At 71.9% G+C, this 19,992-nt stretch carries 18 protein-coding genes; 15 read left to right on the plus strand and 3 right to left on the minus strand.

The window, feature by feature from the left end; all coding sequences use genetic code 11:
- Positions 1–4: 4 nt before the first annotated feature.
- On the minus strand, positions 5–301 hold the full coding sequence (locus tag ACFCZN_RS06090; RefSeq protein ID WP_430556164.1) for a YciI family protein: 297 nt from the start codon (positions 299–301) through the stop codon (positions 5–7).
- Positions 302–450: 149 nt separating this feature from the next.
- On the opposite strand from ACFCZN_RS06090, the gene uvrA reads away from it, so the two are divergent.
- The 15 genes from uvrA to ACFCZN_RS06165 all read left to right on the plus strand — a co-directional run bounded on the left by uvrA (position 451) and on the right by ACFCZN_RS06165 (position 18,213).
- Positions 451–3,477, plus strand: coding sequence for an excinuclease ABC subunit UvrA (gene uvrA / locus ACFCZN_RS06095; protein WP_430556165.1), 3,027 nt, complete (start codon positions 451–453; stop codon positions 3,475–3,477).
- A gap of 17 nt (positions 3,478–3,494) precedes the next feature.
- Positions 3,495–4,013, plus strand: coding sequence for an OsmC family protein (locus ACFCZN_RS06100; protein WP_430556166.1), 519 nt, complete (start codon positions 3,495–3,497; stop codon positions 4,011–4,013).
- Between the two features lie 338 nt (positions 4,014–4,351).
- The gene (gene ngcE / locus ACFCZN_RS06105) at positions 4,352–5,722 is read left to right on the plus strand and encodes an N-acetylglucosamine/diacetylchitobiose ABC transporter substrate-binding protein (protein ID WP_430556211.1); all 1,371 of its coding nucleotides are present in this window, start codon (positions 4,352–4,354) and stop codon (positions 5,720–5,722) included.
- A complete protein-coding gene (locus ACFCZN_RS06110; RefSeq protein WP_430556167.1) occupies positions 5,719–6,741 on the plus strand; it encodes a carbohydrate ABC transporter permease in 1,023 nt (340 codons plus the stop codon). Before ngcE ends, ACFCZN_RS06110 begins: the two co-directional genes overlap by 4 nt.
- Positions 6,738–7,637 (plus strand): carbohydrate ABC transporter permease, encoded by a 900-nt coding sequence (locus tag ACFCZN_RS06115; protein WP_430556168.1) that lies wholly within the window; start codon positions 6,738–6,740, stop codon positions 7,635–7,637. The genes ACFCZN_RS06110 and ACFCZN_RS06115 overlap by 4 nt, the downstream gene beginning before the upstream one ends.
- 68 nt (positions 7,638–7,705) lie before the next feature.
- A complete protein-coding gene (gene uvrC, locus ACFCZN_RS06120) occupies positions 7,706–9,850 on the plus strand; it encodes an excinuclease ABC subunit UvrC (RefSeq protein ID WP_430556169.1) in 2,145 nt (714 codons plus the stop codon).
- The gene (gene rapZ, locus ACFCZN_RS06125; RefSeq protein WP_429763404.1) at positions 9,847–10,782 is read left to right on the plus strand and encodes an RNase adapter RapZ; all 936 of its coding nucleotides are present in this window, start codon (positions 9,847–9,849) and stop codon (positions 10,780–10,782) included. Before uvrC ends, rapZ begins: the two co-directional genes overlap by 4 nt.
- Positions 10,779–11,747 carry a uridine diphosphate-N-acetylglucosamine-binding protein YvcK gene (gene yvcK, locus ACFCZN_RS06130; RefSeq protein ID WP_430556170.1) on the plus strand — a complete coding sequence of 323 codons (969 nt, stop codon included), beginning with the start codon at positions 10,779–10,781 and terminating at the stop codon, positions 11,745–11,747. The genes rapZ and yvcK overlap by 4 nt, the downstream gene beginning before the upstream one ends.
- Positions 11,748–11,810: 63 nt before the next feature.
- On the plus strand, positions 11,811–12,791 hold the full coding sequence (gene whiA / locus ACFCZN_RS06135) for a DNA-binding protein WhiA (protein WP_429763406.1): 981 nt from the start codon (positions 11,811–11,813) through the stop codon (positions 12,789–12,791).
- A gap of 282 nt (positions 12,792–13,073) precedes the next feature.
- On the plus strand, positions 13,074–14,078 hold the full coding sequence (gene gap, locus ACFCZN_RS06140; protein WP_429729141.1) for a type I glyceraldehyde-3-phosphate dehydrogenase: 1,005 nt from the start codon (positions 13,074–13,076) through the stop codon (positions 14,076–14,078).
- 174 nt (positions 14,079–14,252) lie between these two features.
- Positions 14,253–15,452 carry a phosphoglycerate kinase gene (locus ACFCZN_RS06145; protein ID WP_429763407.1) on the plus strand — a complete coding sequence of 400 codons (1,200 nt, stop codon included), beginning with the start codon at positions 14,253–14,255 and terminating at the stop codon, positions 15,450–15,452.
- Between the two features lie 89 nt (positions 15,453–15,541).
- Positions 15,542–16,309 (plus strand): triose-phosphate isomerase, encoded by a 768-nt coding sequence (gene tpiA / locus ACFCZN_RS06150; RefSeq protein ID WP_429763789.1) that lies wholly within the window; start codon positions 15,542–15,544, stop codon positions 16,307–16,309.
- 195 nt (positions 16,310–16,504) lie between these two features.
- On the plus strand, positions 16,505–16,747 hold the full coding sequence (gene secG / locus ACFCZN_RS06155) for a preprotein translocase subunit SecG (RefSeq protein ID WP_380326827.1): 243 nt from the start codon (positions 16,505–16,507) through the stop codon (positions 16,745–16,747).
- Positions 16,748–16,884: 137 nt separating this feature from the next.
- On the plus strand, positions 16,885–17,250 hold the full coding sequence (locus tag ACFCZN_RS06160) for an RNA polymerase-binding protein RbpA (RefSeq protein ID WP_429763408.1): 366 nt from the start codon (positions 16,885–16,887) through the stop codon (positions 17,248–17,250).
- A gap of 66 nt (positions 17,251–17,316) precedes the next feature.
- Entirely contained in the window at positions 17,317–18,213 is an 897-nt protein-coding gene (locus ACFCZN_RS06165) for a phenylalanine 4-monooxygenase (protein ID WP_430556171.1), read from the plus strand.
- Between the two features lie 4 nt (positions 18,214–18,217).
- Here the strand turns inward: ACFCZN_RS06165 and pgl are convergent, their stop codons facing one another.
- Together pgl and opcA are read right to left on the minus strand one after the other, a co-directional pair.
- On the minus strand, positions 18,218–19,006 hold the full coding sequence (gene pgl, locus ACFCZN_RS06170; RefSeq protein ID WP_430556172.1) for a 6-phosphogluconolactonase: 789 nt from the start codon (positions 19,004–19,006) through the stop codon (positions 18,218–18,220).
- Positions 19,003–19,953 (minus strand): glucose-6-phosphate dehydrogenase assembly protein OpcA, encoded by a 951-nt coding sequence (gene opcA / locus ACFCZN_RS06175; protein WP_430556173.1) that lies wholly within the window; start codon positions 19,951–19,953, stop codon positions 19,003–19,005. Before opcA ends, pgl begins: the two co-directional genes overlap by 4 nt.
- Positions 19,954–19,992 lie beyond the last annotated feature (39 nt).

Here is a 19,992-nt window from a genome sequence, read left to right on the forward strand (position 1 = left end):
GGCGTCAGGCGGCGAAGCCGCCGATCACGGGCACGAACTCCCGCGCCGCGCGGTGCGCCACCAGACCCTCGCGCCGCATGGGGTCGGCCGCGAGCAGCTCGAGCGCGCCGGTCGCGTCCTCGGCCTCGACGACCAGGAGCGCGCCGCCGGGCTCGCCGTCCGGCGTCGCGGGCAGCGGGCCGGACACGCGCAGCGTGCCGCTCTCGTGCAGGCCGCGGAGGAACTCCCGGTGCTCCGGACGGACCTCCGCGAGGCGGTCGGGGTCGGTGACGTAGACGTACGTGACGGCGTAGACGGACATGGCCGTATCCAAGCATCCCGCGCGGTCGCGGGCCCGGGACGTCCAGGAGCGGGTCGGGAGGCCGGGTGTGACCGGTCAGGCACGCGAAAAGACCCCGAAAGGTATAGAACGCCTGTACGAATGTCGGCGCGCCGACGTAGGATGCCCGGGTGAGCAACCGCCTCGTCATCTCCGGCGCCCGCGAGCACAATCTGCGCAACATCGAGCTCGATCTCCCGCGCGACGGGCTGATCGTCTTCACCGGGCTGTCGGGCTCGGGGAAGTCCTCCCTGGCGTTCGACACGATCTTCGCCGAGGGGCAGCGCCGCTACGTGGAGTCGCTCTCCGCGTACGCCCGCCAGTTCCTCGGTCAGATGGACAAGCCCGACGTCGACTTCATCGAGGGCCTGTCGCCCGCGGTGTCGATCGACCAGAAGTCGACCAACCGCAACCCGCGGTCGACGGTCGGCACGATCACCGAGGTCTACGACTACCTGCGCCTGCTCTTCGCCCGCGCGGGGACGCAGCACTGCCCCGTGTGCGGCGAGCCGGTCCGCTCGCAGACGCCGCAGCAGATCGTCGACAAGCTCCTCGAGCTGCCGGAGGGCACCCGGTACCAGGTGCTCGCACCCGTCGTGCGCGGGCGCAAGGGCGAGTACGCCGACCTGTTCGCCGAGCTGCAGACGCAGGGCTTCGCCCGCGCGCGGGTCGACGGCGAGGTGGTGCAGCTGACCAGCCCGCCCACGCTCGAGAAGAAGCTCAAGCACGACATCGAGGTCGTCGTCGACCGTCTCGTGTCACGCGACGGCGTCCAGCGCCGGCTCACCGACTCGGTGGAGACCGCGCTGCGGCTCGCGGGCGGCCTGGTCATGGTCGAGCTCGTCGACGCCGACATCGACGACCTCGACCGGGTGCGCAAGTTCTCGGAGAAGCGGGCGTGCCCCAACGACCACCCGCTCGCGCTCGACGAGATCGAGCCCCGCACGTTCTCCTTCAACGCCCCGTACGGCGCGTGCCCGGAGTGCACCGGCATCGGCTTCCGCCTCGAGGTCGACGCCGACCTCGTCGTGCCGGACGAGGAGAGGACCCTGCGCGACGGTGCCGTGGTGCCGTGGGCGCAGACGTCGTCGGAGTACTTCGAGCGGGTGCTCACCGCGCTGGCGGAGGAGATGAGCTTCTCCATGGACGTGCCGTGGCGCGCGCTGCCGCAGCGCGCCCGTGACGCGATCCTGTTCGGCCGCAACCACCAGGTGCACGTGCGGTACAAGAACCGCTGGGGCCGCGAGCGGCAGTACTCCACCGGCTTCGAGGGCGCGGTGACCTTCCTGGAGCGCCGGCACCGGGAGACCGAGTCCGACTGGTCGAAGGAGAAGTACGAGGCCTACATGCGGGAGGTCCCGTGCCCCGTGTGCTCGGGGGCACGGCTCAAGCCCGAGGTCCTCGCGGTCACCGTCGGCGGCAAGTCGATCTGGGACGTGTGCCGGCTGCCGATCGACCAGGCCAAGACCTTCCTCGACGGGCTCGAGCTGGGCGAGCGCGAGCGCGCCATCGCGGCCGAGGTCCTCAAGGAGATCCACGCCCGGCTCGGCTTCCTCGTCGACGTGGGCCTGCACTACCTGTCGCTCGAGCGTCCGGCGGGCACCCTGTCGGGTGGCGAGGCCCAGCGCATCCGGCTCGCGACCCAGATCGGCTCGGGCCTCGTCGGCGTGCTGTACGTGCTCGACGAGCCGTCGATCGGGTTGCACCAGCGCGACAACCGCCGCCTCATCGAGACGCTGACCCGCCTGCGGGACCTCGGCAACACGCTGATCGTCGTCGAGCACGACGAGGACACCATCCGCGCGGCGGACTGGATCGTCGACGTCGGCCCGGGCGCGGGCGAGCACGGCGGCCGCGTCGTGCACTCGGGCGACTACGCCGGGCTCCTCGAGGCCGAGGGCTCGATGACCGGCGCCTACCTCTCCGGCCGGCGCAGCATCGCGCTGCCCGCGGAGCGTCGCGCGACCGACCCCGGCCGGAAGGTCACGGTCGTCGGCGCCCGGGAGAACAACCTGCGGGGGATCGACGTGTCGTTCCCGCTCGGCGTGCTCACGGCGGTCACGGGCGTCTCGGGGTCCGGCAAGTCGACGCTGGTCAACTCGATCCTGCACACCGTGCTCGCGAACGAGCTCAACGGCGCGCGCCAGGTGGCGGGCCGGCACACCCGGGTCACGGGCGTGGATCAGCTCGACAAGGTGGTGCACGTCGACCAGGGGCCGATCGGGCGCACGCCGCGGTCCAACCCGGCCACCTACACGGGCGTGTGGGACCGGATCCGCAAGATCTTTGCGGAGACGGAGGAGGCGAAGGTCCGGGGCTACGGCCCGGGTCGCTTCTCCTTCAACGTCAAGGGCGGCCGCTGCGAGGCGTGCGCGGGCGACGGCACGCTGAAGATCGAGATGAACTTCCTGCCCGACGTCTACGTGCCGTGCGAGGTGTGCCACGGGGCGCGGTACAACCGCGAGACCCTCGAGGTGCACTTCAAGGGCAAGACGGTCGCGGACGTGCTGGACATGCCGATCGAGGAGGCCGCGGAGTTCTTCGCCGCGTTCCCCGCGATCTCGCGCTACCTCACCACGCTGGTCGAGGTGGGTCTCGGCTATGTCCGCCTCGGGCAGCCGGCGCCGACGCTCTCGGGCGGCGAGGCGCAGCGGGTCAAGCTCGCGAGCGAGCTGCAGAAGCGCTCCACGGGCCGCACGATCTACGTCCTCGACGAGCCGACCACGGGCCTGCACTTCGAGGACATCCGCAAGCTGCTCGGCGTGCTGCAGTCGCTGGTGGAGAAGGGCAACACCGTCCTCGTCATCGAGCACAACCTCGACGTCATCAAGAGCGCCGACTGGATCGTCGACATGGGGCCGGAGGGCGGCTCCGGCGGCGGGACGGTGGTGGCGGAGGGCACGCCTGAGGACGTCGCGCACGTCGAGGCGAGCCACACGGGCCAGTTCCTCGCGCCGATCCTCCAGGAGCACCCACCCGTGCCGACGGCGACCCCTGCCGGCCGGGCGAGGTCCGCCGCCGCGACCTCGGCGTCGTCGGCGCCGCGGGCGCGGAGCTCGGCGAAGGGCTCGGCGACGGGCACGACGAAGGGTTCGGGGAAGGCGACGACGAAGGGGAAGACCGCGTCGAAGCGTCCCGGTAAGCGCAGCGCGGCCTGACGTCCTAGCGTGTGGCCATGGGAGCGCACCACAACTACGCCGTGACCGTCGCCTGGCCCGATGCTGCCGAGGCCGGGGCCTCCGACCCCGGTGGCCGGCCGGGCACGACGTCCTACACGTCGTACTCCCGGGACCACACGGTCCTGGTCTCGGGCAAGCCGCCGCTGCTCGGGAGCGCCGACCCGGCGTTCCGCGGTGACCCGGCGCGCCACAACCCGGAGGAGCTGTTCGTCGCGAGCCTCGCGCAGTGCCACATGCTGTGGTTCCTCCACCTGGCTGCCGAGCACGGCCTGGTGGTCCGCGAGTACGTGGACGACACGACCGGCACGATGCGGGTGGAGTCTCGGGGCGAGGGGCAGTTCACGGACGTCACGCTGCGACCGAGGGTGACCGTCGACGCGGGCCCGCAGGCGACGGACGAGGCGGTGGCGGAGCTCCACCACCGCGCGCACGCCCTGTGCTTCATCGCGCGGTCGGTCAACTTCGCGGTCCTTGTCGAGCCTGCGCCCGTGCGGCTCGCGGCGCCCGCCTCGTAAGGGGCCACCCGCACCCGAGCGGGTGATCTATACCAGTCCGGTCACACTGTCGTGTCGGCTGTTGACGTGGCGGCCGTGCGTGAATATTTTCCACTCCATCCCCGTGGTGGATGGGAGTTATTTCCGTGAGCGGTGCGGAACCCGCCGCAACGGCTCACCGTGGCGCGAGACGAGGAGGTCGGCGCAGGGCCCCGGGCGGGGCAGAGCAGCACGGCTGACGGGGCGTCCCGCGACGCACCCTGACACGAAGGGCATCAACGACGATGACCAGCAACTTCACCACTGACCAGAGCAACATCACCCCCCAGCCCTCCCGTCGGTCGGTGCTCCGTGCCGTGATGTACACGGCCGCCGCCGTCCCGTTCGGCCTCCCGCTCGCGGCGTGCGCCACGGGCGGGGGAGGAGGCGAGGAAGCCACCAGTGCCGCCCCCGGTGGCGAGATGGACGCGAAGAACCCGTTCGGCATGGCCGAGAACACCACGGTCGACGCGGTGATCTTCGACGGCGGCTACGGCGTCGACTACGTCGAGTTCGCCGGCACGGTCCTCGCCGGCCTGCACGCCGGATCGACCGTCAAGGTCTCGCCCTCGACGCAGATCGCCACGGAGCTGCAGCCGCGTTTCGTCGGCGGCAACCCGCCCGACCTGGTGGACAACTCGGGCGCCCAGTCGATCGGGTTCAACACGATCCTCGACCAGCTCGAGGACCTCACCGACATCATCGACGCGCCCAACGTCGAGGGCACGACCATCCGCGACACCCTGTACGAGGGCGTCCTCGCCCCGGGCACCTACGGGGACAAGTTCGCGGCGCTCAACTACGTCCTCACCGTCTACGGCGTCTGGTACTCGGGCAGCCTCTTCGACAAGAACGGCTGGACGCCGCCCGCCACGTGGGAGGAAGCCAAGGCCCTCGGCGCGGAGGCGAAGAAGGCCGGCAAGTACCTCTTCCTGTGGGGCACCGAGGCCGCGACGTACTACCAAACCCTCGCGATCGAGTCGGCCATCAAGGAGGGCGGCGACGAGGTCCGGCTGGCGCTCGAGAACCTCAAGCCGGACTGCTGGTCCAACGACTCGCTCCAGGCGACCTTCACGATCATGAAGGAGATCATCGACGCCGGGTACTTCAAGCCCGGCGGGTCAGGCACGCAGTTCACCGCGGCCCAGGCGCAGTGGAGCAACAAGCAGGAGGCCCTGCTCTACCCGTCGGGCTCCTGGATCGAGAACGAGATGAAGGACCAGACGGCGTCCGACTTCCAGATGAAGGGCGTCCCGAGCTTCTCGGTCACCGCGAGCCCGGCGATGCCGGCGACGGCGCTGCACTCGACCGCCGGTGAGCCGTTCATCGTGCCGTCGCAGGCCAAGAGCGTCGCCGGCGGCAAGGAGCTGCTGCGGGTCATGCTCTCGAAGGAGGCCGCGACGAACTTCTCCAAGACGAAGCTGGCCCCGACGATCGTGAAGGACATCGTCCCCGCCGACGGGTTCGGGTCGACGGCACTGGTGTCGCAGACCGAGATGCTCAGCGCGGCCGGGACCGACATCTTCACGTTCAACTTCGTCAACACCTACGGCATGAACCAGGAGCAGCTCCCGATCTGGAACTCCTTCCTCGACGGCAAGAAGTCGGTGGCGGACCTCACCAAGGAGCTGCAGGCGATCACGGACCGCATCGCGAACGACGACACGATCGACAAGATCGAGGTGTCATGACCGCCATCCCCGGCGCCGGGCAGGTCCTGCCCGCCGGCGAGGGAGCTCCTGCGGGGCCCGGGCGCGGGCCCCGCAGGGGGCGGCTGGGCGGGTGGTCGTTCGACACCGTGAGCTTCTTCGTCGTCTTCCTCGGGCTCCCGCTCGCGCTCTTCCTGGTCTTCGTGATCTGGCCGTTCGTCCAGGCCGCGTTCTACGCCCTCACCAACTGGTCGGGCTTCACGACCGAGTTCGACATCGTGGGTCTGGCGAACTTCACGACGCTGCTGCAGGACCCGCGGTTCGTCAACGCCGTCGGGAACAGCGTGATGTTCGGACTGTTCATCCCGCTCATCACCATCGTCATCGCGCTGACGTTCGCGATCCTCATCACGGTGGGCGGAGCGGGGAGGGGACAGATCCGGGGCGTCCGAGGGTCGGGCTTCTACCGGGTCGTGTCCCTCTTCCCGTACGTGATCCCGGCGATCGCCGTCGGCATCATGTGGCGCCTCATCCTCGACCCGAGCAACGGTCTGGTCAACGGCATCCTCACGGGGCTGGGGCTCGACCGGTTCCAGTCGTTCGCGTGGCTGGGGAACGTGGGCACGGCGATGCCGGTGACGATGTTCGTGGTCGTGTGGGGCTTCGTCGGCTTCTACATGCTGCTCTTCATCGCGGCGATCAAGGGCGTCCCGTCGGAGATCTACGAGGCGGCGCGGATCGACGGCGCCGGGCGGTGGCGGACCTCGTGGTCCATCACGCTGCCGCTCATCCGGGACAACGTGCAGACCGCCTACATCTACCTGGGGATCATCGCGCTCGACCTGTTCGTGTACGTGCAGGCGCTCAACCCGCAGGGCGGCCCCGACAACTCGACGCTCGTGATGTCCCAGCAGCTGTTCCGCACGGCGTTCACGGAGGGGAAGTTCGGCTACGCCAGCGCGATGGGCGTGGCGATGGCGATCGTGACCCTGGTGTTCGCCGCGCTGGTGTTCACCGTGAACCGCCTCGCCGGCGGCCGTAGCGAGAGGGGCCGGGGATGACCGCCCACGCCGAGGCGGTGCCGCGCGCGGCACGCGCCGTCCCACGGACCCGCACCGCCCGCGCGGCGGGCGGCGACCGCGTCGCCGCCGGGGTCTCGCACACCGTCCTCGTGATCTGGTGCATCCTCGTCATCGCACCGATGATCTGGGTGCTCATCGGCTCCTTCAAGACGAGCGCGGAGATCTTCGCGTCGCCGTTCTCGTTGCCGGAGCACTGGTCGTTCACGAACTACGAGAACGCGTGGGTCGACGCCCAGATCGGCCGGGCCTTCGTGAACACGATCATCGTGGTGGGGTCCGCGCTGGTGCTCGTGATGCTCCTGGGGGCGATGTGCGCCTACGTGCTCGCCCGGTTCGAGTTCCCCGGGCGGCGGGCCATCTACTACCTCATGCTGGCGGGCCTGACGTTCCCGGTCTTCCTCGCGATCGTCCCGCTGTTCTTCGTGCTCCAGAACGCCGCCCTGCTCGGCACGCTGCCGGGGCTGATCGTGGTGTACGTGGCGTTCGCGCTGCCGTTCACGGTGTTCTTCCTCTACGCGTTCTTCCGCGGGCTCCCGGACGACATCGCCGAGGCCGCGGCGATCGACGGGGCGGGCAACTGGCGGACCTTCTTCCAGGTGATGCTGCCCATGGCGAGGCCCGGCATGGCGTCGGTGGCGATCTTCAACTTCCTGGGCCTGTGGAACCAGTTCATCCTGCCGATCGCGCTGAACCCCGAGCAGCAGAACTACGTGCTGTCGCAGCGGCTGGCCGCGTTCGTGTCGTCGGCGGGGTACGCCGTGGACTTCGGCGCGATGTTCGCGGCGGTGGTCGTGACGATCGTGCCGGTGCTCATCGCCTACCTGATCTTCCAGCGCCAGCTCCAGGGGTCCGTCACGGCGGGGACGATGAAGTAGCGGCCGCCGGCCCCCGGCCCGCCCACCGCGGCGCCGGGGGCGTCGGTGGCCTGACCTAGGCTGACGGCATGGCCGACCCAGCGACCTACCGCCCGAAGCCGGGGGAGATCCCCACGTCGCCCGGCGTCTACCGGTTCCGCGACGCGCACGGCCGCGTGATCTACGTGGGCAAGGCGAAGAACCTCCGGGCGCGGCTGTCGAACTACTTCCAGGACGTCGCGCACCTGCACCACCGCACGCAGAGCATGGTGACCACGGCGGCGTCGGTGGAGTGGACGGTGGTGGGCACCGAGGTCGAGGCCCTGGCGCTCGAGTACTCGTGGATCAAGGAGTACGACCCGCGGTTCAACGTGAAGTACCGCGACGACAAGTCGTACCCGTACCTCGCGGTGACCATGGCCGAGGAGGTGCCGCGCGCCCAGGTGATGCGCGGGGCCAAGCGCCCCGGGACCCGGTACTTCGGGCCGTACGGCCACGCATGGGCGATCCGCGAGACCCTCGACCTCCTGCTGCGGGTCTTCCCGATCCGCACCTGCTCGGCCGGCGTGTACCGCCGCGCCCACCAGACCGGCCGACCGTGCCTGCTGGGCTACATCGACAAGTGCTCGGCGCCCTGCGTCGGTCGGATCACCGTCGACGACCACAAGCAGCTGGCGCAGGACTTCTGCGACTTCATGGCCGGCGACACGCAGCGGTTCGAGCGGCGCCTCACCGCGCGGATGAACGAGGCCGCCGCGTCCATGGAGTACGAGCAGGCCGCCCGGCTGCGCGACGACATCCAGGCGCTGCGCCGGGCCACGGAGAAGAACGCCGTCGTGCTCCCCGACGCGACCGACGCGGACATCTTCGCGCTCGCGGGCGACGAGCTCGAGGCCGCCGTCCAGGTGTTCCACGTGCGCGGCGGACGCATCCGCGGGCAGCGCGGCTGGGTCGTGGAGAAGGTCGAGGACGTCACGGACGCGGAGCTCGTGGAGCACCTGCTGCAGCAGGTGTACGGCGCCGTCGAGGACGCGCGCGCGGCGGCGGAGGAGGCGGACCTCGACGCCGACGGCCGGGCCGCGTCCCGGCGCGAGACGCGCGACGCCGTCCCGCGCGAGGTGCTGGTCCCCGTGCTGCCCCCGGATCCCGGGCAGATGTCGGCCTGGCTGACCGGTCTGCGCGGAGCCCGGGTGGAGCTGCGGGTGCCGCAGCGCGGGGACAAGCGCGAGCTCGCCGCCACCGTGAAGGCGAACGCGGAGCACGCCCTCGCCCTGCACCGGACGCGCCGGGCGGGCGACCTCACCACACGGAGCCAGGCGCTCCGGGAGATCCAGGAGGCGCTGGGGCTGGAGTCGGCCCCGCTGCGCATCGAGTGCTACGACATCTCGCACACGCAGGGCACGTACCAGTCGGCGTCGATGGTGGTCTTCGAGGACGGGCTGCCGCGCAAGAGCGAGTACCGCACCTTCTCGGTGCGCGGACCCGAGGGTGACGGGGCACGGGACGACACGGCGGCCATGCACGAGGTGATCACCCGCCGGTTCCGGCGCTACCTGGCCGACCGGCTGGCGTCGGGCGACGTGGAGCTCGACGACAGCGACGACAGCGACGGTGCCGGCGCGCCCGCCCGCGCCCGTCCGCGCTCGGGCGAGGTGCCCGCCGAGGAGCCGGGGGAGCGCAAGCGGTTCGCGTACCCGCCGAACCTCGTGGTCGTCGACGGCGGACCGCCGCAGGTGGCGGCGGCGCAGCGCGCGCTCGACGAGCTGGGCGTCACCGACGTCGCGCTGTGCGGGCTCGCGAAGCGGCTCGAGGAGGTGTGGGTCCCCGGCGAGGACTACCCGGTGATCCTGCAGCGCTCCTCGGAAGGCCTCTACCTGCTGCAGCGCGTGCGCGACGAGGCCCACCGGTTCGCCATCACGCAGCACCGGCGTCGCCGGAGCAAGGGCATGACGGCGTCCGTCCTGGACGACGTACCGGGCCTCGGGCCGACACGCCGCAAGGCGCTGCTGAGCACCTTCGGCTCGGTCAAGCGCCTGCGCGCGGCCAGCGTGGAGGAGATCGCCGGTGTGCGCGGCATGGGCCGGCGGACCGCCGAGGCGGTCGTCGCCGCGCTCGGCGGTGACGGCGGCGCACCGGACACGACCTCAGGAGCGACCTCCCCGGCCGTAACGCCGGACGCGGGCAGCGCGCCGACCAGCCACGACGGTGCGGCTCCTGGCATGCTGGGCGCATGAGCGAGCCGGACCCCATCACCGTCCCGCAGGGCATTCCCGAGATCGAGGCCGCGACCCCCGCGCCGGAGCAGTCCGAGCCGGAGGTGCTGATCATCACCGGCATGTCGGGCGCCGGCCGCTCGCGTGCCGCGGGCGTCCTCGAGGACCTCGACTGGTTCGTGGTCGACAACCTGCCGCCGATGATGATCGTGCCGCTCGTCGACCTCATGACCCGGGCGGGCTCGTCCGTGGAGCGGCTCGCGGTCGTGGTCGACGTGCGCGGGCGGGAGTACTTCGCCGAGCTCACCCGGGTGCTGCAGCACCTGCGCGACGCCGGGGTGAACTACCGGATCCTGTACCTCGACGCGCGCGACGAGACCCTGGTGCGGCGCTACGAGAGCGTCCGCCGTCCGCACCCCCTGCAGGGCGAGGGCCGGATCCTCGACGGCATCGGCGAGGAGCGCCGCGCGCTCGCGTCGATCGCGGAGCGCGCCGACGTGGTCATCGACACGTCGGAGCTGTCGGTCCACGACCTCGCGCGCGAGGTGCGCGCCGCCATCGCGGACGGCGCCCCCGACGCGTTGCGCGTGAACGTGCTCGCGTTCGGCTTCAAGTACGGCATCCCCCTCGACGCCGACCACGTCGTGGACGTCCGCTTCCTGGCGAACCCGTACTGGATCACCGAGCTGCGTCACCTCACGGGCCGCGACGCCCCGGTGCGGGAGTACGTGCTCGCCCGGCCCGGCGCGCGGGACTTCGTGGACCGGTACGTGGCCGCGCTCGAACCCGTCCTCGCCGGCTACCTGGCCGAGGAGAAGCGGTACGTGACGATCGCCGTCGGGTGCACCGGGGGGAAGCACCGCTCGGTCGCGATCGCGGGCGAGATCGCCCAGCGGCTGCGGGAGGCGGGCCAGCGGGTCTCCCTCACGGCCCGCGACCTGGGGAAGGAGTGACGACGCCGGTCGCGAGCCCTGGGGCGCCGGCGGTGACGGCGCTCGGGGGAGGGCACGGCCTGTTCGCGAGCCTGTCCGCACTGCGGCTGATGTCCGACCGGCTCACCGCCGTCGTGACGGTCGCGGACGACGGGGGGTCGTCGGGGCGCCTGCGTGACGAGCTCGACGTGCTCCCGCCCGGCGACCTCCGGATGGCGCTCGCGGCGCTGTGCGACGACTCCGAGTGGGGCCGCACCTGGAGCGACCTGCTGCAGCACCGGTTCGTCTCGGGCGGCAGCCTGGACAAGCACGCCATGGGCAACCTCCTGATCGTCGCGCTGTGGGAGCTGCTCGGCGACACGGTGACGGGGCTCGACTGGGTCGGCCGGCTGCTCGGCGCGCGGGGGCGCGTGCTGCCCATGGCGTCCGTGCCTCTCGTGGTGGAGGCGGACGTGCGTCGCGACGGCGTCGCGACCCTCGACACCGTCGTCGGGCAGAGCCGTGTCGCCGTGTCCGAGGGGCGGATCGAGCAGCTGCGGCTGGTGCCGGCGGACCCGCCGGCGTGCCCGGAGGCGGTGGAGGCGGTCCGCACCGCGGACTGGGTCGTGCTGGGCCCGGGATCCTGGTACTCGTCGGTGCTGGTGCACCTGCTGGTGCCGGAGCTCGCGAGGGCTCTGCTCGAGACCGACGCGCGGGTGTGCGTGACGCTCAACCTGGCCGCCGAGCGTGGCGAGACCCAGGGGCTCACCGCGACGGACCACCTCGAGGCGTTGTTCCGGCACGCGCCCGGGCTGCGCGTGGACGCGGTGCTGGCCGACCCGTCCGCCGTCGAGGACGTCGACGAGCTCGCCGACGCTGCCCAGGCGATGGGTGCGCGGCTGCTCATGCGGCAGGTCCGTCGCGGCGACGGGACGGCGCGCCACGACCCGCTGCGCCTGGCGGCGGCCTATCGCGACGTGTTCGAGGGCGTCTACGGGGACGTGTGACCGGCCCTCGGTGGCACCCCGCCGACGGCTCAGGGTGCTTGCCTCGCGTGGCAGGATGACGCCATGGCGCTGACGGCAGAGGTGAAGGACGAGCTCGCGCGGATCAAGGTGACCCGGACGTCGTGCCGCAAGGCGGAGGTCTCGGCGACGCTGCGGTTCTCCGGCGGGCTGCACATCATCTCGGGCCGCGTGGTGATCGAGGCGGAGCTGGACGACGAGGCGGCCGCGGCGAGGCTGCGGCAGTCGATCACGGAGCTCTACGGGCACACGAGCGACCTGATCGTGGTGCAGGCCGGGGGGCTGCGCAAGAACAACCGGTACGTGGTCCGCGTGGTGCGCGACGGCGAGTCGCTCGCCCGCCAGACGGGCCTGCTGGACTCCCGGGGGCGGCCGGTGCGCGGTCTCGCCCCTGAGGTCGTGTCGGCGGGCGTCGCGGAGGCCGAGGCGGTGTGGCGTGGTGCATTCCTCGCGCACGGGTCGCTCACGGAGCCGGGCCGTTCCATGGCGCTGGAGGTCACGTGCCCCGGGCCCGAGGCGGCGCTCGCGCTGGTCGGCGCCGCGCGGCGCCTGGGCGTGCAGGCGAAGTCGCGAGAGGTGCGGGGCGTGGACCGCGTCGTGGTGCGCGACGGCGAGGCGATCGGGGAGATCCTGCGCCGGATGGGCGCGGTGCGCACCCGCGAGATCTGGGAGGAGCGGCGCGCGCGCCGCGAGGTGCGCGGCACCGCCAACCGGCTCGCGAACTTCGACGACGCGAACCTGCGGCGGTCGGCGCGCGCCGCCGTCGCGGCGGGCGCGCGGGTGCAGCGTGCCTTCGAGATCCTGGGCGAGGACGTGCCCGAGCACCTGCGGCAGGCGGGGGAGCTGCGCCTGGCGCACAAGCAGGCGTCGCTGGAGGAGCTCGGGCAGCTGGCCGACCCGCCGCTGTCCAAGGACGCGGTCGCGGGCCGGATCCGGCGCCTCCTGTCGACGGCGGACAAGCGGGCCATCGACGTCGGGATCCCGGACACCGAGGCCGGCCTGAGCCCGGAGCTGCTCGACCTCTGACGCCGTCCGACGGGCGGCGGACGGGGCGCTCGAGCCACGGTGTCCATATGGTCAGACCACATGTCTCACGAGGCCGTCGAGGGTCAGCGGCACCACGGTTTCGGGTATAGGCTCATTCCGTCAGGTGACGACGACGTGACCCGAGGCTGACCGCCCGGTGGAAGAACGTCGGGTGGTTCCGGGGTCACGACGTGAATCATCAGCACGCCCCTCGCGGCGTGCGGAAGTCGGCATCAACCGTGTGCGTCGGGATCTCACCGGCGCGCCCTGAGGAGGGCAATCGTGACCATCCGCGTCGGGATCAACGGCTTCGGTCGGATCGGACGGAACTTCTACCGCGCTCTCGTGGAGTCGGGTGCGGACATCGAGGTCGTCGGCGTCAACGACCTGACCGACAACAAGACTCTGGCCCACCTGCTCAAGTACGACACGGTGCTGGGCCGCTTCCCGAAGTCGGTCGACTTCGACGACGAGAACATCATCGTCGACGGCCAGAAGATCCGTGCGCTCGCCGAGCGCGACCCCGCGAACCTCCCCTGGGGCGAGCTGGGCGCGGACATCGTCATCGAGTCCACCGGCTTCTTCACCGACGCCACCAAGGCCAAGGCGCACATCGACGCCGGTGCCAAGAAGGTCATCATCTCCGCCCCGGCGAAGAACGAGGACGCGACCTTCGTCATGGGTGTGAACAACGACCAGTACGACCCGGCCGCGCACCACATCATCTCGAACGCGTCGTGCACCACGAACTGCCTCGCGCCGCTCGCCAAGGCCCTCAACGACTCGATCGGCATCGAGCGTGGCCTCATGACGACGATCCACGCGTACACCGGCGACCAGAACCTGCAGGACGGCCCGCACAAGGACCTCCGCCGCGCCCGCGCCGCCGCGCAGAACATCGTGCCGACCACCACGGGTGCGGCCAAGGCCGTCGCCCTGGTGCTCCCGGAGCTGAAGGGCAAGCTGGACGGCTACGCCCTGCGCGTCCCGGTCATCACCGGCTCGGCCACCGACCTCACCTTCGAGGCTCCGAAGGAGGTCACGGTCGAGGAGGTCAACGCCGCGGTCAAGGCCGCCGCCGAGGGCCCGCTCAAGGGCACGCTGGAGTACGTGGACGACGAGATCGTGTCGTCGGACATCGTCACCAACCCGCACACGAGCATCTTCGACTCGAAGCTGACCAAGGTGATCGGCAACCAGGTCAAGGTCGTCTCGTGGTACGACAACGAGTGGGGCTACTCCAACTCGCTCGTCGCGCTGACCGTCCACGTCGGCGAGAAGCTCTGACGACTCCGGCGCCCGACATCGCTCGAGCGTGAGTCACGACGTCCGCGTGCGCGCGCCGATCCCCGGCCGCGCACGCGGACGTCGTCATGTACGGACCAGATCACCCCGGTCCGGGACGTGCGGACGCAGAGGGTCGCGCCGCACGCACCGGGCCCTGACGGACAGGTGTGCCCCATGAAGACCATCGACACCCTGGGCGAGCTGCGCGGCAAGCGCGTCCTCGTCCGCTCGGACTTCAACGTGCCGCTCGACGGCACCACCATCACGGACGACGGCCGGATCAAGGCCGCGCTGCCCACGCTGAAGCGCCTCACGGACGCCGGCGCGCGCGTCGTCGTGACCGCCCACCTCGGCCGCCCCAAGGGCGAGCCGAACCCCGCCTACTCCCTGGCGCCCGTGGCTGCGCGCCTCGGCGAGCTGCTGGGCCAGGACGTGGCCCTGGCGGGCGACCTGACCGGCCCGTCGGCCCGGGAGACCGTCGCCGCCCTGACCGACGGCCAGGTCGCCCTCCTGGAGAACGTCCGGTTCGACGCCCGTGAGACCTCGAAGGTCGACGCGGAGCGCGAGGAGCTGGCGGGCGAGCTCGCCGCGCTGGCCGACGCCTTCGTCTCCGACGGCTTCGGCGTCGTGCACCGCAAGCAGGCGTCGGTCTACGACGTCGCGAAGCTGCTCCCGGCCGCGGCCGGCGACCTCGTCCTCAAGGAGGTCGAGGCGCTCTCGCGTGCCACGACGGACCCGCAGCGCCCGTACGCCGTCGTCCTGGGCGGCTCGAAGGTCTCCGACAAGCTCGGCGTCATCGAGAACCTCCTGACGAAGGCCGACCGCCTGCTCATCGGCGGCGGCATGGTCTTCACCTTCCTCGCCGCGCAGGGCCACTCCGTGGGCTCGTCGCTGCTCGAGGCCGACCAGGTGGACACCGTCAAGGGCTACCTCGCCCAGGCTGCCGAGTCGGGCGTGGAGATCGTGCTGCCCACCGACATCGTCGCCGCGGACTCGTTCGCCGCCGACGCGCCGCACCGCACCGTGCCTGCCGACCAGATCCCCGACGGCACCATGGGCCTCGACATCGGCCCGGACTCCGGCGCGCTGTTCGCGGCGCGGCTGGCGGACGCGAAGACGGTCGTGTGGAACGGCCCGATGGGCGTGTTCGAGTTCGACGCGTTCGCCGCGGGCACCCGCGCGGTCGCGCAGGGCATCGTCGACGCGACCGCGGCGGGCGCGTTCTCGATCGTGGGCGGCGGCGACTCGGCCGCGGCGGTGCGCGTGCTCGGCTTCGACGAGGACGGCTTCAGCCACATCTCCACCGGCGGTGGCGCCAGCCTGGAGCTGCTCGAGGGCAAGGAGCTCCCGGGCCTCGCGGTCCTCGCCGACTGACGCACCGGCGGCGCCGGACGCCGACCGATCCTTCCCACCCAGCACGAGAGAACGAGGAGCCCATCGTGGCCACCACCCGCACGCCCCTGATGGCGGGCAACTGGAAGATGAACCTGGACCACACCGAGGCGATCGCCGCGGTGCAGAAGCTCGCGTGGACGCTCAAGGACGCGAAGCACGACTACGAGGCCGTCGAGGTCGCCGTCCTGGCGCCGTTCACGGACCTGCGCTCGGTGCAGACCCTCGTGGACGCCGACAAGCTCGATGTGCGCTACGGCGCGCAGGACCTGTCGACGCACGCGTCGGGCGCCTACACGGGCGAGGTCTCGGGCCCGATGCTGGCACGCCTGGGCTGCACCTACGTGGCGGTCGGTCACTCCGAGCGTCGCGAGTACCACGCCGAGGACGACGCGCTGGTGAACGCCAAGGTGCGCGCCGCCTTCGAGCACGGCCTCGTGCCCATCCTGTGCGTCGGGGAGGGCCTGGACGTGCGCAAGGCCGGCGAGCAGGTCTCGTACACCCTCGCGCAGGTCGACGCTGCGCTGGCCGACGTGCCGGCGGAGCAGGCCGCGCAGGTCGTCATCGCCTACGAGCCCGTGTGGGCGATCGGCACGGGCGAGGTCGCGACCCCGGAGGACGCGCAGGAGGTCTGCGGCGCGATCCGTGGCCGTCTCGCGGAGCTGTACGACGCGGAGCTCGCCGCGGGCGTGCGCGTGCTGTACGGCGGGTCGGTGAAGTCGGGCAACGTCGCGCAGATCATGGCCCAGGCCGACGTCGACGGCGCGCTGGTCGGTGGCGCGAGCCTCGACCCGGTCGAGTTCGCGAAGATCGCGCGCTACCAGTCGCACGTCGCCTGACGCGACACCTCTACGGCGGGCCCGGACCCGCCCGACGGACGCCTCCCGGGATCGTCACCCGATGGAAACATCGGTGTTCGCCTCGAGAGGCGTCCGTCACTTACTCTTGACCCGGCCGGGACGACGTCCTGGTCGGGTGACGAACAGAAGCCCGCCCCGCGGGACGGACGACGAACGAGGACAGCCGAGGACACCGTGGACGTTTTGCAGATCATCCTTCAGGTTCTCCTGGTGATCACCAGCGCCTTCCTGACCCTGCTCATCCTGATGCACAAGGGCAAGGGCGGCGGTCTGTCCGACATGTTCGGCGGGGGCATCTCGAGCGCCGCCGGGAGCTCCGGCGTCGCGGAGCGCAACCTCAACCGGATCACGGTGAGCTTCGCGCTCGTCTGGTTCGTCGTGATCGTGCTGCTGGGCCTCATCACGAAGGTGAGCTGAGCCGGCACGACCGCGACCGTCGCCGGCCCCGGGCCGGTGAGGGGGGCACCAGGACCGGGCCCGAGCCCGGTCCGACGGTTTCACGAAGATCGTCCGTGGGCGTACGCCCACTGAGTCGAAGGTGAGGACGACAGGACGTGGCTACTGCCGGTCATGCGATCAGGGGCTCGCGCGTCGGCGCGGGTCCGCTGGGAGAGTCCGAGCGCGGCGAGGCGGCACCCCGGATGCGGGTCTCGTACTGGTGCGCGAACGGGCACGAGACGACGCCGAGCTTCTCGGCGAACGAGGACGTCGAGCCTCCGGAGTTCTGGGACTGCCCGCGCTGCGGCTTCCCCGCCGGGCTGGACGCGGCCAACCCGCCGGAGCCGGTGCGGAACGAGCCGTACAAGACGCACCTCGCGTACGTGAAGGAACGGCGCTCCGAGGAGGACGGCGCCGCGCTCCTCGAGGAGGCGCTCGCGACGCTGCGAGCGCGTCGGACGGGGCTGCGCCGGGCGAGCTGACGGAGCAGGGTCGGGCTCCGACCCGAGGGGTGTCCACCTGTCGAGACGGTGGCGTAGTCTGGCCGCATGTTCGAGGAAGGACAGCTCTACGCCCCCGTCACCGAGGACGAGCACGGCGTCACGGTGCACCTCACGGACGACCACCCCGGCGCGAACGACCCGGAGTACCGGCGCCGCCGGGAGGTCATCGCCGGCCCCGCGCTGCGCTGGTCGCCGGGCGACCCCGTGCCCCGCGTCGAGTACACGGACGGGGAGAACGAGATCTGGCGCACCGTGTGCGCCGAGCTCGCCCCCAAGCACGAGCGCCTGGCGATCCGCGGATACCTCGAGGGCAAGGAATCCCTGGGCCTGCCGACCGACCGGGTGCCGCAGCTCGACGAGGTGAGCGCCGGCCTGGAGCCGCTCAGCGGCTTCCGCCTGCACCCGGCCGCAGGACTGGTGCCGCTGGACCAGTTCTACGGCTCGCTCGCCGACGGCGTCTTCCACTCCACGCAGTACCTGCGACACGGGTCGCAGCCCTTGTACACCCCCGAGCCGGACATCATCCACGAGGTCGTCGGGCACGGGAACCTGCTCGCGAACCCGGCGATCGCCGACGTGAAGCGACGGGCGGGCGAGGCCGCGCGGCGTTGCGAGACGGCCGAGGGCCTGCAGTTCGTGGCGGACGTCTTCTGGTTCACCATCGAGTTCGGGGTGATGTACGAAGACGGCGAGCTGCGGGCGTACGGCGCGGGCCTGCTGTCGTCGTACGGCGAGATCGAGGAGTTCCGCGGCGCCACGATCCTGCCGCTCGACTTCTACTCGATGGGCACCGTGGAGTACGACATCTCGCACTACCAGCCCACCCTGTTCGCGTGCGACGGGATGAGCGAGCTCACCGAGCGGGTGGGGGAGTTCTTCGCCGAGTTCGACGACGAGACGCCCGCCCGCCTGCTCGCCGACCGGCACCGGTCGGCGAGCTAGCAGGTCAGGCGGCCGGGCCGGCCGCGGCAGCGTCGAGCAGCCACAGCGTGCGCTCGGTGCCGCGGGCCCCGGCCGCCGGGACGTCGGTCACCGCTCCGCCCGCGAGGGCGGCGGCGGCCTGGGCCGCCTTCTCCGCTCCGGCCGCGACCACCCACACCTCGCGCGCCCGCCGCAGGGCGTCGAACGTGAGCGAGACGCGCTCCGGCGGCGGCTTGGGGGAGCCGTGCACCCCGACCGTCGCCCCGCGTGCCTCGAGACCGTCGTGCCCGGGGAACAACGAGGCGACGTGCCCGTCCGGCCCCATGCCGAGCAGCAGCACGTCGAACTCCGGGACGGCCGCCTCCTCCGCGTCGGACGCGCGCGCCGGGGCGAACGGCGCGAGCTCGGCCGCGTAGGCCGCGGCCGCCTGCTCCGGCGTCTCGACGGGGTCGCCGTCGACCACCGAGCCGCGCGCCGGCATGGCGTGCACGTGGTCGGCGGGCAGGCCGGAACCCGCGACCAGCGCGTCCACGAGGGCGGCGCGGGCCTGGGTCTCGTTGCGGTCCGGGTCGCCGTCGGGCAGGAACCGCTCGTCGCCCCACCACAGGTGCACCCCGGACCAGTCCACGGCCGTGCGCAGCGGGCTCGCGGCCACGGCCTCGAGCGTCTTGATGCCCACGGTGCCGCCCGTCAGCACCGCGTGCACGGGGGTGCGGACCGACTGGACGTCGAGCAGGCGGGTGAGCAGCCGGGCCGCGGCGGCCTCCGCGAGGACGGCGGGGTCGGGGTGGACGACGACGAGCGGCGCGCTCACGCCGTGACCTTCGCCGACGCCCGGACGGTCTCGACACGCTCGAGGCCCTTGGTGAGCACCTCGCCGTAGAGCTCGTCGGGGTCGAGGCGCCGGAGCTCCTCGATGAGGGCCTCGCTCAGCGCGCGGATCGGGAGCGCCATGCGGCGCTCCGGCTTCTCGGGCTGCGTGATCGACACGACGCGGCCGTCGGGGCGGTCGAGCACGATCGGCCCGCTCTTGCGCTCCAGGGTCACGCGGGTGATCGCGTCGTCGCTGTCCGTGCGCACGACCGTGGCAGGGCAGCGCAGGCGCTGGCCGAGCCAGGCGGCGAGCAGGTCGAGCGACGTGTGCTGCTCCTGGCCCTCGACGGTCACCGCGGTGACGGGCTCGAACGGGGGCTGCTCCACCGCCGCCGCGATGAGCCCGCGCCACAGGGTGACGCGCGCCCACGCGAGGTCGGTGTCCCCGGGGCTGAACGCGCCCGACAGGCGGTGCAGCATCGCGACCGGGTCGGCCGCCGTCGTCGTGTCGGTGATGCGGCGCTGCGCCATCGCGCCCATCGGGTCCGCGGACGGGGCGTCCGGGCCGCCGGTGGGCCACCAGACGACGATCGGGGCGTCCGGCAGCAGCAGGGGCATGACGAGCGTGTCGGGGTGGTCGAGCATGGGCCCGCCGGCGCGCAGCACCACGACCTCCGAGGCGCCGGCGTCGCCACCGACGCGGATCTCGGCGTCGAGCCGGGGGGCGGAGCGGTCGCGCTGCGCCAGCGGGGCGACGACGACGACCCGGCACGGGTGCTCGTGGCTGGCCTGGTTGGCCGCCCGCACCGAGTCCTCGATGTCGGCCTCCTCCGCGACGACGACGAGGGTGAGCACCCGGCCGAGCGCCACCGCGCCGCCCTCGTCGCGCAGGTGGGCGAGCCGCTTGCCGACCGCGTTCGTGGTCGTGTCCGGCATGTCGATGATCATCGGGGCTCTCCTCTGTGGAAGCGGCACGGCTGGATGCGG

It is taken from the genome of Isoptericola sp. NPDC056134 (assembly GCF_042264825.1).
In the GTDB taxonomy this organism is placed as follows: Bacteria; Actinomycetota; Actinomycetes; order Actinomycetales; family Cellulomonadaceae; genus Isoptericola; species Isoptericola nanjingensis.

What these genes read in the sequence shown, in the direction of transcription:
- ACFCZN_RS06145 (WP_429763407.1), top strand. Translation starts at nt 14,253, where the DNA reads ATGAAGACCATCGACACCCTGGGCGAGCTGCGCGGCAAGCGCGTCCTC.
- ngcE (WP_430556211.1), top strand. Translation starts at nt 4,352, where the DNA reads ATGTACACGGCCGCCGCCGTCCCGTTCGGCCTCCCGCTCGCGGCGTGC.
- ACFCZN_RS06165 (WP_430556171.1), top strand. Translation starts at nt 17,317, where the DNA reads ATGTTCGAGGAAGGACAGCTCTACGCCCCCGTCACCGAGGACGAGCAC.
- opcA (WP_430556173.1), bottom strand. Translation starts at nt 19,953, where the DNA reads ATGATCATCGACATGCCGGACACGACCACGAACGCGGTCGGCAAGCGG.
- ACFCZN_RS06100 (WP_430556166.1), top strand. Translation starts at nt 3,495, where the DNA reads ATGGGAGCGCACCACAACTACGCCGTGACCGTCGCCTGGCCCGATGCT.
- ACFCZN_RS06115 (WP_430556168.1), top strand. Translation starts at nt 6,738, where the DNA reads ATGACCGCCCACGCCGAGGCGGTGCCGCGCGCGGCACGCGCCGTCCCA.
- tpiA (WP_429763789.1), top strand. Translation starts at nt 15,542, where the DNA reads ATGGCGGGCAACTGGAAGATGAACCTGGACCACACCGAGGCGATCGCC.
- whiA (WP_429763406.1), top strand. Translation starts at nt 11,811, where the DNA reads ATGGCGCTGACGGCAGAGGTGAAGGACGAGCTCGCGCGGATCAAGGTG.
- ACFCZN_RS06090 (WP_430556164.1), bottom strand. Translation starts at nt 301, where the DNA reads ATGTCCGTCTACGCCGTCACGTACGTCTACGTCACCGACCCCGACCGC.
- ACFCZN_RS06110 (WP_430556167.1), top strand. Translation starts at nt 5,719, where the DNA reads ATGACCGCCATCCCCGGCGCCGGGCAGGTCCTGCCCGCCGGCGAGGGA.
- rapZ (WP_429763404.1), top strand. Translation starts at nt 9,847, where the DNA reads ATGAGCGAGCCGGACCCCATCACCGTCCCGCAGGGCATTCCCGAGATC.
- uvrC (WP_430556169.1), top strand. Translation starts at nt 7,706, where the DNA reads ATGGCCGACCCAGCGACCTACCGCCCGAAGCCGGGGGAGATCCCCACG.